Raw genomic sequence first — 16023 nt, forward strand, 5'->3', positions numbered from 1 at the left:
ATGCAATCCAAACAAGATAAAATAGACGAACTGAATAAGCGACTGGACCAAGCCAAATTGGGCGGCGGACAAAAACGCATCGATAAACAGCATGCCAATAAAAAATTAACAGCTCGTGAGCGCATTACCTATTTACTGGATGAAGGATCGTTTGAAGAAATTGGCGCGTTGGTTACTCACCGAACCACCGATTTTGATATGCAAAAGCAGTTATATTACGGTGATGGTGTGGTGACTGGTTATGGTATGATTGACGGACGATTAGTGTATGTTTACGCTCAAGATTTTACCGTTTTTGGTGGGTCGCTTTCCGAAACCCATGCCGAAAAAATTTGTAAAATCATGGATTTGGCCGTAAAAGTAGGAGCGCCCATTATTGGTTTAAACGATTCAGGTGGGGCGCGTATTCAGGAAGGAGTTCGGTCACTTGGTGGTTATGCCGATATTTTTTATCGGAATGTGCAGGCTTCGGGTGTCATTCCACAAATTTCGGCCATTATGGGCCCATGTGCCGGTGGCGCTGTGTACTCCCCTGCCATGACCGATTTCACTTTGATGGTTGAAAACACAAGTTATATGTTCGTTACGGGGCCCAATGTGGTGAAAACGGTAACGAATGAATCGGTTACCAGTGAAGAACTGGGTGGCGCTTCAACCCATGCTACAAAATCGGGAGTGGCGCATAAAACTTCTGCTAACGATGTGGAGTGCTTAAACGATGTGAAAAAATTATTGAGTTACCTGCCTCAAAACAACACCGAAAAACCAAAATCACAGCCGATTGAATTACAGGACGAGATACGAGAAGAACTTCAGGATATCGTTCCAGAAAACCCAAACAAACCATATGATATGCATGCGGTTATAACTGGGATTATCGATGAAGATACGTTTTTTGAAATCCATAAAGATTACGCAGGAAGTATTATAGTGGGGTTTGCGCGTTTGGGCGGACAAAGCATTGGTGTTATCGCCAATCAGCCTATGGCATTTGCTGGTGTTTTGGGCGTTAATAGTTCGCGGAAAGCGGCAAGGTTTACGAGGTTTTGCGATTGCTTCAATATTCCACTTTTGGTGTTGGTAGATGTTCCTGGGTTTTTACCTGGGACTGACCAAGAATGGAACGGTATCATCATCCACGGAGCTAAACTCTTGTATGCATTAAGCGAAGCCACTGTGCCTCGTATAACGGTCATCACCCGAAAGGCCTACGGTGGCGCCTACGATGTGATGAACTCCAAACACATTGGTGCTGATTATAATTTTGTTTGGCCAGGCGCTGAAATTGCCGTTATGGGCGCCAAAGGTGCTAGTGAAATTATTTTTAGAAAGGAAATTTCAAAATCAGACAATCCAGAAGAAAAACTAGCCGAAAAAGAAGCCGAATACGCCGAAACATTTGCCAATCCGTACCGAGCGGCGCAACGTGGTTTTATTGACGAGGTGATTCTTCCGAAGGATACCCGACGAAAACTCATTAAGGCTTTTGCTTCTTTGGTAAACAAAAAGGTGGAACGGCCCAATAGAAAACACGGTAATATTCCGCTCTAAATGGCAGTATTTACAGTTGGTATAAAATAGAAAGTTCGGTATTGGTGGTGTTATGGCCACTGTTAGGGTACTTCATTTCAAGATTTGAAGTATGCCGGACCGAATATAGAAACCCGACCTGCCAACGCTTTATTCGGTAGGACAGCCCAAGCCCAAACACATCGGAAAAGGCATAGTCTTTTGCCAAACGTTCGGTAGCTTTATCTGAAATCATAGGGCCTACACCGCCTATGGCGAAGGTACTCAAATCTCCAATTAATTTATATCTGACTACAAATCCGAGGTTAAGCACATATTCTTTTATGGTTCTTTTTTGCAGGAATAAGTCCCTTTTTTCTTCCCAATTCTCATAATCACCCGGCTTAACAAACCACCGATTCAGCATTTGGTGTTCGGCTACATTGTAGCTCGGTTCAACCTGAAATTCGAATGCCCATTTCTTCTTTTCCTTCAATGTATAATTTAAAATGGCTTTATAAAAAATCACTTCATGCGAATAATCGCTAAGATTGAAGGGGTATCGGTTTTGTGAACCCGTACCTGAAGCAAACCCAACTTTTGTATTTTCTTTTTTTAATTGTGCGGCACTTGAAAAAGGCAACAAGCTTAAACTGATTAATAGAAATAAATACTTAATCGGGATTTTTTTCGAGGCAGGGTTCATTAATTCTTTGTAAACGGTTTAGAATAATTTTGCAAATATAGCATTCTAAAAAACAAAAAAAGCACCCATTACAGGTGCTTCTTGCTATTAATCTCAATTTTTCTTTTTCAAGTATTTTTGAATTCTTTTTAGAATTGCAAATCGACTACCAAATCGAACTCATCGTAAATGGCTTTATCTTTTAACCCATCGAAAAAACTAGAAGATCCGTAACGGATATCGTATTTTGTTCTGTCTACCTTTACCGAAGCCGTTGCTTTGTTTCCGTAAATAGAAATCACAAATTCGATTGGGTGTGTCATGTCTTTTATAGTTAAATCGGCCGTTACGTCGTAAGCGTTTTTACCTGAAGCTTTTACGTTTTTGAATACTAAGCTAGCAGTTGGGTGATTGGCCACACCAAAGAAATCATCGGCTTTAAGATGCCCATCTAATTTAGTTTTATACTCGCCTTCTAAATCGGTAGTATTGATGGTATTCATATCAATTACGAACTCCCCGCCCACTAATTTATCTCCGTCAAAAGACAAAGTTCCGGATTTAATATCAATCGTTCCTTCGTGCGACCCCGTTACTTTATATCCTTTCCACACCAATTTACTTTCCGAAATTTTTACCGCTTTCTTTTCTACATCAATTCCTGTGAAAGAAAATGTTGTTAATGCCGCTATGGCCACCAATGCTAATGTCTTTAATGTATTTTTCATTATGAAATATTTTTTAATGATTAATTACAATACAAATTTCAGGAAGAAAAACAAGTTGTAAAATAAAGTAGATTAACAAATGAGGTTAATCTAGTTTAACATTTTTAAGACGATTAAATTTTGTGCAGCAACTAGAGAACTGTATTTAAGCTGATTAATAGGCTAACAACTCTAACAATGCTGATTCAAATTTACCTTTTGAAAGATATTGTTCTTCCAATTTATTCGCAAAAGGAATAGGCGTATCTAAACTGGCCACCCGTTTTACGGGAGCATCCAAATACTCAAAACAATGTTCCATAATCAATGCCGAAATATCACTGGCAATGCCACCAAAAAGAGAGTCTTCTTGTAAAATAATGCATTTGCCTGTTTTTTTTACGGAATTAAAAATCGTTTCGGTATCTAATGGTTGAAGCGTTCTTAAATCAATGAGCTCGGCAGAGATTTCGGAATGTTTCTCCAAAGTTTCCAAAGCCCAATGTACGGTAGCACCATAAGCTACAACGGTAATATCTTTCCCTTCTTTTAATATTGACGCCTTCCCAAAAGGTAAAGTATAGTAATCTGTAGGCACGTTTTGCCAAATACTTCGGTATAAGCCCTTGTGCTCAAAAAATAAAACGGGATTGGGATCATTAATGGCTGTAACCAAAAGTCCTTTAGCGTCGTACGGAAAGGCGGGATAAACCACTTTTAGTCCCGGTGTTTTGGTGAACCAGGCTTCGTTGGTTTGCGAGTGGAAAGGCCCGGCACCTACCCCTCCGCCGCAAGGCATCCTAATCACTACATCGGCATGTTGCCCCCAACGGTAATGGCTTTTTGCTAAATAATTGACAATGGGGTTAAAGCCCGAACTCACAAAATCGGCAAATTGCATTTCAACCACACTTTTCATTCCTGCTATCGAAAACCCCATGGCTGTTTCAATAATGCCCGATTCACAAATAGGAGTATTCCTTACCCGATCTTTTCCAAACCGCTCTACGAACCCTTCGGTGATTTTAAAAACGCCACCATATTCCGCAATGTCTTGCCCCATAATCACCAAATCTTCATAGCGTTGCATGCTTTGTTTCAATCCCTCGGAAACAGCATCGATAAACCGGATTACCTTTGAGTTTGAATTTTATTTAATTTGCTTATATTCAAACTCTTTAAACACATTATTTAACTCATCAGTTTTATTTGAATCAATTTCATTTTCAGCAAACGAAACTTCTAAATGCTCATTGATTTCTTCTGTAATTGATGTTTTGATAGCGTCGATTTCTTCTTCCGATAAAAATTCATTTTCCTTTAGAAAAACTTCATAATTTGATATCGGGTCTTTTTCGGCCCAGGTATCCAAAAGTGCCTGCGGAACATACTTCGTGCCACTAGCCTCTTCATGTCCACGCATTCTAAAAGTTTTGAACTCCAACAAAACGGGACGCGGATTGTTGCGAATGCTTTTAGCAATATCATTCACTTTCGTATAGACCTCTAAAATATTATTTCCGTTAATAATATGCGATTCCATACCGTAGCCAATACCTCGGTCGGCCAAATTTTCACAGTGATATTGTTCGTTCGTTGGGGTCGACAGTCCGTAGCCATTATTTTCAATACAGAATAAAACAGGTAATTGCCAAACCGATGCGATATTGAGCGCTTCGTGAAAATCGCCTTCACTAGTACCGCCTTCGCCCGTAAAAACTGCCGTAACTTGATTTTTATTTTTCAACTTTGAAGCCAGTGCAATACCATCGGTCACACCCATTTGTGGTCCTAAATGGGAAATCATCCCAATAATTTTGTATTGCTGTGTGCCAAAATGAAACGATCGGTCTCGTCCTTTTGTGAAACCCGAAGCTTTTCCCTGCCACTGTGAAAACAATCGATACAATGGTACATTTCCACTAGTAAAAACACCGAGATTTCGGTGCATGGGCAGCATGTATTCATCATTCTGCATGGCCATGGTTATACCTGCCGAAATCGCTTCTTGGCCAATGCCCGAAAACCATTTGCTGATTTTGCCCTGTCGCAACAAAACCAGCATTTTCTCTTCAATCATCCTTGGTTTCAAAAGGTTTTTGTAGAGATTGACTAGTGTTGGTTTTTCCAAGTTTCCGATGGTGTATTCCATGTGTTCTAAAAAATATTCATCAAATCAAATATACCACAAAAAGTAAAAAATCAAGTAGAATCCGTAGGCTGAAACTAGGGCTGAAATCTTGTAATGTTTTTGTACATTTGTTATAATCACCATTAAAAACAAATCTGCATGAATGCTATACCAAGTGTCAATTTAAACGACTTTATTTCCAACGACCCCGCACAAAAACAAAACTTTGTTGATGCCATTGGCGAAGCCTATGAAAATATTGGTTTTGTGGCGTTGAGAGGTCATTTTTTGGATGACGTATTGGTGGATAATCTCTATGTCGAGGTGAAGAATTTTTTCAATCTTCCTTTGGAAACCAAGCAGAAATACGAAATACCGGGCATTGGCGGACAACGTGGTTATGTGTCCTTTGGAAAAGAAAGCGCCAAAGGAAAAAAGGAAGGCGATTTAAAGGAATTTTGGCATTTTGGACAATACGTTGAAGACAACGATAAATTAAAAGCGGAATATCCAGAAAATGTTATCGTTGAAGAATTGCCCGAATTTAACAAAGTGGGTAAAGAAGCTTACAAAATGTTGGAAAAAACAGCCAAATATGTCTTGCGTGCTTTAGCACTACACATCGGGTTGAAAGAAACTTATTTCGATAACTACATCCACAATGGCAATTCCATCTTGAGGCCCATCCACTACCCGCCCATTACCCAAGAACCCAAAGAAGCGGTACGTGCAGCGGCTCATGGCGACATTAATTTAATAACTCTTTTAATGGGAGCACAAGGTCGCGGATTGCAGGTTCAAAATCATAAAGGCGAATGGATAGATGCCATTGCCGAACCCGACGAACTCATGATAAATGTTGGCGATATGCTATCGCGGCACACCAATAATAAATTGAAATCGACCATTCATCGCGTGATCAATCCACCAAAAGAACTTTGGGGCACCTCGCGTTACTCTATCCCGTTTTTTATGCACCCTATAAGCGACATGAAACTCGATGTTTTGGAGGAATGCGTTGATGACCAAAACCCCAAACAGTTCACCAATATTACAGCAGGTGAATTTTTAACTGAACGATTAATAGAGCTCGGACTCATAAAAACAAAATAGCTGTATTCAAACATACAAGCTTTACAATTGATAAATAATACATGGACTTAAAAGACCAACTAAAGAACTTATTTCCAGACCACGTTGAGAAAAAAACGGTTTCAGAAAACAGTAATGAGCCTAACATTTGGATACAGGACGACCCCATGATTTGCAAATACGAAAAACGCAAGGGCAAACCCATTACCATTATTGAAGGCTATACCGGTGCTCAAGAAGATTTTAAAATTTTGGCCAAAGATATTAAAACCCAATTGGGTGTTGGCGGAAGTTTTAAAAACGAAATGATTATTATCCAAGGGGATTATCGGGATAAAATCATGGAAATTCTCAAAGAAAAAGATTTTAAGGTAAAGCGAGTTGGCGGATAGACTAATGGACAAAAAGCCACTTCATATCACCAATGGTAGTGTTTTAACCGATGTTCTAAAGGGGCTTAAGGTTGAAGGCGATATACTTACATGGCAAGAAATGCTATGTGAGGGGCCTGCTATTGAGCATATCGATTCTGACGAGTTTTTAGACATGCGAAAAACCTTCTTCAATGATTTTTATGATATAGAAATCGACGAAAAAGCCGTTAAAAAAGAGCTAAATAAACTAAGTGATCCCGAAAAGTATTCAGAAATAATCCTGTGGTTTGAGTACGATTTATTTTGCCATTTAAATATGGTTGGGGTTATTAGCCTCATAAACCAGAAAAAAATAGAGCTACCTCTCTATTTGGTTTGTAGTGGTCGCGTTGAAGATGGCAAAGGCTTAAAAGGACTTTCGGAATTAACGCCCAATCAGCTTTTAGAGCATTACAAATCGAAAGTACTTCTCAAAAATGAAGATATCGAAATGGCTACAACCATTTGGGGTATTTACTGCGGTGTAGACCACAATCTGTTGAAGCCTTTTATCGTGAAGCCATCATCCTTTGATTATTTAAGCAGTTGCCTAAAGGCTCACCTAAAACGTTTCCCAAACTCTATAGACGGACTGAATACCTTAGAGCGTAACATTCTCGAAATTATAGATAAGCACAGCATTACCTCAAAACATCATTTGTTGGGTTACGCATTAAACTATCAAGGGTTTTATGGCTATGGCGACCTTCAGCTTAAACGCATGATAGACAAATTGGAAGTGTTTTACACCGTTAGCGAGGGGTCTATCGAATTAAGCCGAAAAGGTCACGAGGCTTTGATGGGGCATCATAATTTTTCCACTGAAATTGATCATAAAATGGTTTTTGGTGGGGTTAAAAAAATCGATTTCGTGTTCAGCAAAAAGAAAAACAAACTCATAAAATCCATTTTTAATGCCCATTAAGGAATCAGAACTTATTTTAAATCCAGATGGTAGCATTTATCATTTGAATTTAAAACCTGAAAATATTGCCAATACTATAATTTTTGTGGGAGACCCAGACCGTGTAGAACGGGTGACTTCACATTTCGATTCCATTGATTTTGAAACCCAGAAGCGCGAATTTAAAACGCAAACGGGTGTTTTTAGAGGGAAGCGCATCAGTGTAATTTCAACAGGTATAGGCCCTGACAACATAGATATTGTTTTAAACGAACTCGATGCTTTGGTGAACATCGATTTTAATACCCGACAAATTAAAAAAGAATTAAACAGCTTAAACATTGTCCGCATTGGCACCTCTGGGTCACTTCAAAAAGCCATCCCTGTTGATTCTTATTTAGCGAGTCGTTACGCTTTAGATCTTAACGGTATGCTTCAATCGTATCAAATTGATGCTATTTCAAATCCTGATATTGAACAGACCTTTATTGAACAAACCCAATGGAGTCTCAATAAGGCTCGACCTTTGGTCATTTCCGGTAGTGAAAAACTGTTTCAGGTATTTGCAGACTCCAATTTGAGTTCCGGACTTACCGCAACGGCAGGAGGGTTTTATGGTCCGCAAGGAAGGGTGCTTCGCCTAAAACCTCAGGATAAGGAGTTAAACAAAAAAATGGATGCTTTTCAACATGAAAATATAAAAATCACAAATTTAGAAATGGAAACTTCGGCTATTTATGGTTTGTCAGGATTATTAGGGCACGAGGCCATTTCATTAAATGCTATTATTGCCAATCGTGCCGTGGGTACATTTAGTAAAAACCCATTGAAGGTAGTAGACAATTTAATTACGTTTGCTCTCGATAGAATAGCAGAAAAATTATAATTTAAACGAATATTAGGTAATTACAAAAATTTATAGGAGTGAAAGAGATTAATATCGGTGGCGTGCCAGAGCACTTTAACTTGGCCTGGCATTTAACCTTGAAAGATGGAGAATATAAAGAGAAAGGTATCGACTTAAAATGGCAGGATTATCCCGGTGGCACAGGTGCCATGTGCAAGGCCTTAAGGGACGCTGAGATTGATATGGCTGTAATTTTAACCGAGGGGATCATAAAAGATATCATTGCCGGAAACCCGAGTAAAATTATTCAAACTTTTGTGGATACCCCTTTGGTTTGGGGTGTTCATGTGGCAGCGCATTCTTCATTTAATAACATAAACGAGCTAAAGGGCACCAAAGCCGCTATTAGCCGATATGGTTCGGGTTCGCACCTTATGGCTTATATCAATGCAGAGTATCATGATTGGGATTTAGAAAACGATTTAAATTTTGAAGTCATAAAAAATCTGGATGGCGCCGTAAAAGGCCTTACCGATGGTGATGCCGATTATTTTCTTTGGGAAAAATTTATGACCAAACCCATTGTAGACGAAGGTGTTTTTAGGCGTATTGGCGAATGCCCAACACCTTGGCCTTGTTTTGTTGTGGCTGCCCGCGAAGATTTTCTAGAGTCGAATGCTGATGAATTAAAAAGTGTTCTAGGTATTATAAACAATACTACCGCAGATTTTAAACATATTCCAAGCATCGATAAAACCATTGCCAACCGATACGGACAGCAGTTGGCCGATGTTCAGGAATGGTTAAGCATTACCGAGTGGTCGCAAGACGTTATTGATGAAGAAACTATAAATACCGTGCAAGACCACTTGTTTTCTCTAAATATTATTCCTGAAAAAGTAGCCTACAGCAAACTGGTAACAAAACTTTAAGCCAGATTAGCTACTTTGCCCAGCTTCTAAACTAATGTTAAAAATTAACAGCGTAATAAGGCATTACGTATTTTTACAAAAATTGAAAAATTAAAGAATGAAAAAAATAGCTTTAATAGCCTGTACCATGGCTTTTATGGGTTGCAAACAACAAGCGCAACAAGATTATGCCATAATAGCGGGCCATATTACCAACAAATTACCCAACGACTTAACCATAAACAGTTACGACCAAAGTTTTTCTGAAGTCGTTAATATTTCCGAAGACGGCAGCTTTATAGATACCATTAGTGTAGATCGTAGCTATTATGTTCTTTTTGATGGAAAAAACCCGGTATTCTTACATGTGGAACCAGGGTACAATCTAAATATTGATTACAATGCCAACGATTTTAAAAATTCCTTGAAAATTTCTGGAACGGGAGCGGAAGTGAGCAACTACTTGGTGGAAAAAAGAAAGATTGAACAAGATTTTTTTGGGAATGCCCAAGCCACCTATAGCTTAAGCGAAGCCGATTATAAAGCGAAGCTGCAATCAATGAAAAGTGAGCAATTATCATTTTTGGAAAATTATGCCAATATTCCAAGTGATTTTGTTGAAAAAGAAGAAAGAAACATACACTACACCTATTTAAGACTGTTGAGTGTTTATGAGCCAGCTCACAGGCAATTTTCAGGAAATCCAAATTTTACGGTTTCAGGAGATTTTTTAAATGAATTGGATCAATTGGATTATAACAACGATGTCGATTTTGAATTCTCCAACCACTATAAATTTTTAGTTTCAAACTACTACAGACAAAAGGCTGATAGCATTTCGAAAAGTAGCGGCAAAGCCAACGAGTTGACTTATTTGAATACTGTTGCCGAAATTGATAACGAAACCATTAAAAACGGCTTGTTGTTCGATTTTGTAAATACCAGTTTGAATCGTGTTGCCAATCCTGATGAGGTTTACAAGATTTTTTCTGAACATTCTACCGATGAAGAAAACAACAAAATAATAGAGGAAAAGTACAAAAAAATAACCGCGCTTGATGTGGGCAAACCTTCCCCTAAATTTGAAAACTATAAAAACTATAACGGCGGAACAACATCGCTTGACGACCTAAAAGGTAAATACGTATATATTGATGTTTGGGCCACTTGGTGCGGACCGTGCATTATGCAAATTCCTGCGCTAAAAGAAGTCGGAGAGAAGTACCATGACAAAAACATAGAATTTGTCAGTATTTCAATTGACAAAGCATCAGATTTTGACAAATGGAAAACAATGGTTAAAGAGAAAGACTTAAAAGGTGTACAGCTTTTTGCCGATAACGACTGGAGTTCTTCTTTCGTAAAAGATTATGGTATTCAAGGTATACCGCGGTTTATTTTAATCGATCCAGAAGGCAATATTGTAGATACAAATGCACCACGTCCTTCTGACCCTGCGTTAATTGAACTGTTTGGCAAATTAGAACTATAATATCCAGACAATACGATTCAAAAAAGCCGCTTACTTGCGGCTTTTTTTGTTGGATGTTTTGGCGTTCTTTTCACTTTCTTGTTGTTGGCGTGGTTCGGGTTTGACAAACAAATCTATAAACGCCTTCCCTAAATACTCAATAATATGACTGGCCATTAAACTTTGATAACCAAAATCTGCAACCGCAATATCTGCAGACCTACCATGTAAATAAACTCCAAAAATACTCGCCACTAATGGATGGTAGCCCTGTGAAATAAGCCCCGTTATAATTCCGGTAAGTACGTCGCCACTACCAGCGGTCGCCATACCTGGATTGCCAGTGCTATTCACATAAAGTTTTTCATCAAAAACGGTTATAGTATGCGCTCCTTTTACAACAATAACCAGGTTGTGTTTTTTCGAAAAGGCTTTCACTTTAGTTAGTTTATCAAAATCATCGGCCCACGAGCCAATCAGGCGCTCCAATTCTTTAGGGTGAGGCGTAATAACAGTTGGTGATTCTGGCAGCAATTCCAATAACTGTTTGTGTTTTGATAAAATATTGAGTCCGTCGGCATCAATCACCAAAGGAGAGTTGTTCGTTTTTAAAAACGCTTCGAATGCTTTTGTGGTTTCCTGTTCCTGCCCTGTCCCAACACCAAAGGCGATAACCGTAGGTTTAATGTTGAAATCAATATTACCTATTGTTTCATCATTTCTATCTGTGATTACCATAGCTTCCGGAAAAGAAGTCTGCAAGGGCAAATACCCACATTTTGGAACATAAGCGGAAACCAATCCGGCACCGGCAGAAAGTACGGCCCTACTCGCTAAAGTTACTGCACCTATTTTTCCGTAGCTGCCTCCAATAACCATGGCGTGTCCAAATTCGCCTTTATGGGCAAATTTATCGCGTGGTATGTAGTTTGGCAAAACTTCGTGTTTTCCAATAAGTTCGGCTTCAGCCTGTGTAGTCAATAAAAATTCTTGATCTAAACCTATATCCAATACTTCCCACTGTGCAGTGTATTTTGCCGTTTCGGGTAAGAAGAAAACCAATTTGGGCGATGCAAAACTAAGGGTGAACCCTGCCTGAACCACGGCGTTCTCATCTTCCACAGGTTTATCGGTGTAAAGTCCCGACGGAATATCAATTGATAAAGTAAATGCTTTGGTTTTTCTAAAATGGACAAACAGTGCTTTAACCCAATCATCAACCGGTCGATTCAATCCAATACCAAAAACGCCATCAACAATAATATCTTCAGGTTTTATTCCAGGGAAATCCTCTTCACATTTTAATAATGTTGGCCATTCTTTGGTTACGTTTTTTATTCGGTCGTAATTAATCAAAAAATCCTTTGAGCGTTTGTCACTGCAATTCACCACATAGGTTTTTACGTTATAACCGTGGGTTATTAAATGGCGTGCTATAACCAGTCCGTCGCCACCGTTGTTTCCAATGCCGCAAAACACATGAATGGGAACTTGTGCCCCTTGCATACGCATATGCAGCCAATTGAATATTTGCGTTCCGGCGCGTTCCATTAAATCGGTTGATGAAATGTTTTGCCGTTCGGCTGTTAGTTTATCACCTTTATAAATTTGTTCTTTGGAAAAGATTTTCATTTTAAAATTGGTTGTAGATTTTTTAATTCTTTTGAAGGATTGTTTCTTTTTTTTTATGAAACACCAAACTATATAAGAATACCGTAAAAAGCGTATTTTAGTTTTTTTATAAGCTTAAAAGTAATACTTTTGAAGAGTATTTTTATAACACCCATGAATAATTTAAACCAAAATATTACAAAGTCTGTTTCTTTTTTCTTAAGAAAAAACATTACTTTTTTTGGTACAGCTACAAATATTACAACCCCTTGGGGTTGCTAATTATATATTCCTCGGGCTATCTTTGTAATTTCAGTAATTACAATTTTTCAACTATTTTTTCAATTATTCAACACATTAAAACATGAAAGTTTTAAAATTTGGTGGAACTTCGGTAGGTTCTTCAAACAACATAAATAAAGTTATAGATATTTTAGAAAACTATGGTAAGGAAGACGCCATAGTTTGTGTGGTTTCGGCTATTGGTGGTATTACAGACAAATTGCTTTTGGCGGGTAAACAAGCCCAAAATAAGGAAGATGCCTTTAATGACACCTTCAATAAGATAAAGGACATCCACTTTAACATTATAAAAGAATTAAATCCAACTAACAGTGATGCCATACTCAACTATGTTGATGAAAAATTGGAAGCACTTAAAAGTTTGTTGGAAGGCATTTATCTTATTAACGAGCTGTCACCAAAAACATCTGACAAATTAGTAAGTTTTGGTGAATTACTTTCCTCATTCATTATTGCAGAAACAATGAAAAACAGAGGACTTTCTGCCGACAGAAAAAATTCTCAGGAATTGGTTGTTACCAACTCTAATTTCACAAAAGCAGAGGTAGATTATAAAGTTACCAATAATAACATACAGGATTATTTTAAATCCGTTCCGCAAAATATTACCATTCTTCCTGGATTCATTTCAAAATCGAAAGCAGGAGAACAAACTACTTTAGGTCGTGGGGGCTCTGACTTTACAGCGGCCATTGTAGCGGCAGCATTAAAGGTAGATCAACTTGAAATCTGGACCGATGTTAGCGGTATGTTTACCAGTAACCCAAAAATGGTAAAGCAAGCCTACCCTATTAAAAAGATTTCTTATCAAGAGGCCATGGAGTTGTCTCATTTTGGGGCCAAGGTACTTTACCCGCCTACAGTTCAGCCCGTATTGACTTTAGGTATTCCTATTCACATTAAAAACACTTTAGACCCCGAGGCCGAAGGGACTATTATTTCACACGATCCCGTAAACGCCAATGGTCCGGTAAAAGGGATTAGCAACATCAACAATATTGCTCTTTTAACCTTACAAGGTAGTGGTATGGTTGGTATCCCGGGCTTTTCTAAACGTTTGTTCGAAACGCTATCGCAAGAAAAAATCAATGTGATTTTAATTACCCAAGCCTCTTCTGAGCATTCTATTTGTTTAGGCGTTGAAGCCAAAGATGCGCCATTAGCCAAATCGGCCATTGATGCTGTTTTTGAAAACGAAATCGCGCTGAACAAAATAGACCCAATTATTGTGGAAACAGGTTTGGCCATTATTGCGTTGGTGGGCGACAATATGAAAAATCACCAAGGTATTAGCGGGAAAATGTTTAGCAGCTTAGGAAAAAACAATATTAACATAAGAGCCATTGCACAAGGGGCTTCAGAAAAAAATATTTCAGCAGTTATTTTGGAAAACGATGTAAAAAAAGCACTCAACACCTTACATGAGCAGTTTTTCGAAACCAAAACCAAACAGCTCAATGTATTTATTACTGGTGTTGGTAATGTTGGAGAACGCTTAGTTGAGCAAATTAAGCAGCAAAAAAAATACCTTAAGGAAAACCTAAAAATCAAACTTCGTGTTGTTGGTTTATCCAATTCAAGAAAAATGATTTTCAATGAAGAAGGTATCGATTTGAAAAACTGGAAAGAGCAATTGGAAAACGGCGAAAAGGCTACTCTAGATGCGTTTTTCGAGAAAACAAAGTCACTCAATTTGCGTAACAGTATTTTTGTTGATGTAACCGCCAATAAGGCGGTGGCAGACATGTACGCTAAATACTTAAAACAAAGTATAGGCGTTGTGGCCTGTAACAAGATTGCATGTTCAAGCGATTATGAAAATTATAGATTACTCAAGCGTTTATCATTAGAATACAACGCTCCACTATTGTTCGAAACTAACGTTGGTGCAGGTTTACCAATTATTGACACCTTAAACAATTTAATTGCTTCGGGGGATAAAGTGAATTCTATCCACGCCGTACTTTCAGGAAGTTTAAATTATGTTTTCAACAATTTTAACGATAAAACGAAATTCCACGATGTGGTAAAACAGGCCGGTGTTGAAGGCTATACCGAACCCGATCCAAGGATTGATTTAAGCGGTGTTGATGTTGCTAGAAAAATATTGATTCTAGCTAGGGAAAGTGGCGTAGAAATGAACTTGGAAGATATTGAGAACATTTCGTTCTTATCGGAAGCTGGGTTGAAAAGTGATACCGTTGAGGATTTTTATGAAACTTTAATTGCAGATGAAGCACATTATCAAAAATTATATGCTTCTGCCAAAGAGAAAAATTGTCAATTAAAATATGTGGCGAAATTCGATAACGGAAAAGCCAGTGTAAGTTTACAGGAAATTCCAGAGGGTCATCCTTTTTACAATTTAGAGGGCAGCGACAACATCGTAATGTTTTATACCAAGCGATATGCACAACAACCTATGATTATAAAAGGAGCCGGTGCTGGCGCCGATGTTACAGCTTCAGGTTTGTTTGCAGATATTATCAGATTGGGCAACGATTAAACTATGGAAGAAATTAAAATATTTTCGCCCGCTACGGTAGCCAATGTGGCTTGTGGCTTTGACGTGCTTGGATTTTGCTTGGATAGTGTTGGTGACGAAATGGTCATTCGTAAAACACCTAAAAAAGGCATTTTTATCACACATATCGAAGGATTCAATTTACCATACGAAGCTGAAAAAAATGTAGCTGGCGTATCGGCATTGGCCATGTATAACGCCATTGATGTCGATTTTGGTTTCGAAATAGAAATCTACAAGTGCATTAAACCCGGAAGTGGAATTGGCAGCAGCGCTGCTAGTGCCGTTGGAAGTGTGTTTTGCATGAATGAAATTTTGGGAAGGCCGTTCAATAAAACACAATTAACGGAATTTGCCATTAAAGGAGAGGCTTTGGCCAGTAAATGTGAGCATGCCGATAATTTGGCCCCTGCCCTTTTTGGTGGCTTTACGCTCGTAAAGAGCGTTGCTCCATTGAATATTTTGAAAATCCCATCGCCCGACGATTTGTTCGCTTCTATTATTCATCCGCAAATTGAAATAAAAACAGCCGATGCGCGTGCCGTTTTACCTAAGGAAGTCAGCCTAACCGATGCGATTACGCAGTGGTCTAATTTGGGTAGTTTGGTGCACGGTTTGCACACCAGCAATTACGATGTTATAAAAGATTCGCTGCACGACGTTATTGTTGAGCCTCACCGCAGCAACCTTATTCCGCATTACCAAAGTGTAAAGAGCGAAGTGCTAATGGCAGGTGCGCTGGGCGCGTGTATTTCGGGGTCTGGTCCTTCTATTTTTGCATTAAGCAAAAGCATTGAAACCGCTAAAAGCGTGGCCGATGCCATGAATAAAGTCTATACGGCTACCGAATATAATTTCGATATTCATATTTCAAAAATCAATACTGAAGGTATAAAAATAATTGAACAACACTAA

General features: G+C 38.5%; 12 protein-coding genes and 1 pseudogene. 9 read left to right on the forward strand and 4 right to left on the reverse strand.

The features are described from left to right. Window positions 1-1551 (forward strand): acyl-CoA carboxylase subunit beta, encoded by a 1551-nt coding sequence (locus HC176_RS14245; RefSeq protein WP_167919431.1) that lies wholly within the window; start codon window positions 1-3, stop codon window positions 1549-1551. A gap of 10 nt (window positions 1552-1561) precedes the next feature. On the opposite strand, the gene HC176_RS14250 is transcribed toward HC176_RS14245, so the two are convergent. From HC176_RS14250 to HC176_RS14260, 3 genes and pseudogenes are all read right to left on the reverse strand, one after another. Further along, entirely contained in the window at window positions 1562-2215 is a 654-nt protein-coding gene (locus HC176_RS14250) for an acyloxyacyl hydrolase (RefSeq protein ID WP_167919433.1), read from the reverse strand. A gap of 128 nt (window positions 2216-2343) precedes the next feature. Then, complete coding sequence (locus HC176_RS14255; RefSeq protein ID WP_167919435.1) at window positions 2344-2922, reverse strand: YceI family protein; 579 nt, start codon at window positions 2920-2922, stop codon at window positions 2344-2346. Window positions 2923-3076: 154 nt separating this feature from the next. Beyond that, window positions 3077-5053, reverse strand: a pseudogene (locus HC176_RS14260) (alpha-ketoacid dehydrogenase subunit alpha/beta). A gap of 138 nt (window positions 5054-5191) precedes the next feature. Between HC176_RS14260 and HC176_RS14265 the strand changes: the two are divergent. From HC176_RS14265 to HC176_RS14290, 6 genes are all read left to right on the forward strand, one after another. Continuing rightward, the gene (locus HC176_RS14265) at window positions 5192-6145 is read left to right on the forward strand and encodes an isopenicillin N synthase family dioxygenase (RefSeq protein WP_167919437.1); all 954 of its coding nucleotides are present in this window, start codon (window positions 5192-5194) and stop codon (window positions 6143-6145) included. Between the two features lie 41 nt (window positions 6146-6186). Next, the gene (locus tag HC176_RS14270; RefSeq protein ID WP_167919439.1) at window positions 6187-6516 is read left to right on the forward strand and encodes a translation initiation factor; all 330 of its coding nucleotides are present in this window, start codon (window positions 6187-6189) and stop codon (window positions 6514-6516) included. A 4-nt stretch (window positions 6517-6520) separates the two neighbouring features. Then, window positions 6521-7462: a DUF1835 domain-containing protein gene (locus HC176_RS14275; protein ID WP_167919440.1), complete on the forward strand. Its 942-nt coding sequence runs from the start codon at window positions 6521-6523 to the stop codon at window positions 7460-7462. Beyond that, window positions 7452-8327: a nucleoside phosphorylase gene (locus tag HC176_RS14280; protein ID WP_167919442.1), complete on the forward strand. Its 876-nt coding sequence runs from the start codon at window positions 7452-7454 to the stop codon at window positions 8325-8327. Before HC176_RS14275 ends, HC176_RS14280 begins: the two co-directional genes overlap by 11 nt. A gap of 38 nt (window positions 8328-8365) precedes the next feature. Then, on the forward strand, window positions 8366-9220 hold the full coding sequence (locus HC176_RS14285; protein WP_167919443.1) for an ABC transporter substrate-binding protein: 855 nt from the start codon (window positions 8366-8368) through the stop codon (window positions 9218-9220). Window positions 9221-9317: 97 nt separating this feature from the next. Continuing rightward, window positions 9318-10691 carry a TlpA family protein disulfide reductase gene (locus tag HC176_RS14290; RefSeq protein WP_167919444.1) on the forward strand — a complete coding sequence of 458 codons (1374 nt, stop codon included), beginning with the start codon at window positions 9318-9320 and terminating at the stop codon, window positions 10689-10691. Window positions 10692-10721: 30 nt separating this feature from the next. Here HC176_RS14290 and HC176_RS14295 read toward each other — a convergent pair whose 3' ends face one another. Then, window positions 10722-12302, reverse strand: a complete 1581-nt coding sequence (locus HC176_RS14295) for an NAD(P)H-hydrate dehydratase (protein WP_167919445.1) — start codon at window positions 12300-12302, stop codon at window positions 10722-10724. A gap of 343 nt (window positions 12303-12645) precedes the next feature. On the opposite strand from HC176_RS14295, the gene thrA reads away from it, so the two are divergent. Both thrA and HC176_RS14305 read left to right on the forward strand, forming a co-directional pair. Further along, window positions 12646-15090: a bifunctional aspartate kinase/homoserine dehydrogenase I gene (gene thrA / locus HC176_RS14300; protein ID WP_167919446.1), complete on the forward strand. Its 2445-nt coding sequence runs from the start codon at window positions 12646-12648 to the stop codon at window positions 15088-15090. Between the two features lie 3 nt (window positions 15091-15093). Continuing rightward, window positions 15094-16023, forward strand: a complete 930-nt coding sequence (locus HC176_RS14305) for a homoserine kinase (protein ID WP_167919447.1) — start codon at window positions 15094-15096, stop codon at window positions 16021-16023.

The organism is Tamlana crocina, assembly GCF_012037625.1.

Excerpts from the sequence above, each read along its gene's own strand:
- HC176_RS14245 (WP_167919431.1), top strand. The coding sequence starts at position 1 with ATGCAATCCAAACAAGATAAAATAGACGAACTGAATAAGCGACTGGAC.
- HC176_RS14250 (WP_167919433.1), bottom strand. The coding sequence starts at position 2,215 with ATGAACCCTGCCTCGAAAAAAATCCCGATTAAGTATTTATTTCTATTA.
- HC176_RS14255 (WP_167919435.1), bottom strand. The coding sequence starts at position 2,922 with ATGAAAAATACATTAAAGACATTAGCATTGGTGGCCATAGCGGCATTA.
- HC176_RS14265 (WP_167919437.1), top strand. The coding sequence starts at position 5,192 with ATGAATGCTATACCAAGTGTCAATTTAAACGACTTTATTTCCAACGAC.
- HC176_RS14270 (WP_167919439.1), top strand. The coding sequence starts at position 6,187 with ATGGACTTAAAAGACCAACTAAAGAACTTATTTCCAGACCACGTTGAG.
- HC176_RS14275 (WP_167919440.1), top strand. The coding sequence starts at position 6,521 with ATGGACAAAAAGCCACTTCATATCACCAATGGTAGTGTTTTAACCGAT.
- HC176_RS14280 (WP_167919442.1), top strand. The coding sequence starts at position 7,452 with ATGCCCATTAAGGAATCAGAACTTATTTTAAATCCAGATGGTAGCATT.
- HC176_RS14290 (WP_167919444.1), top strand. The coding sequence starts at position 9,318 with ATGAAAAAAATAGCTTTAATAGCCTGTACCATGGCTTTTATGGGTTGC.
- HC176_RS14295 (WP_167919445.1), bottom strand. The coding sequence starts at position 12,302 with ATGAAAATCTTTTCCAAAGAACAAATTTATAAAGGTGATAAACTAACA.
- thrA (WP_167919446.1), top strand. The coding sequence starts at position 12,646 with ATGAAAGTTTTAAAATTTGGTGGAACTTCGGTAGGTTCTTCAAACAAC.
- HC176_RS14305 (WP_167919447.1), top strand. The coding sequence starts at position 15,094 with ATGGAAGAAATTAAAATATTTTCGCCCGCTACGGTAGCCAATGTGGCT.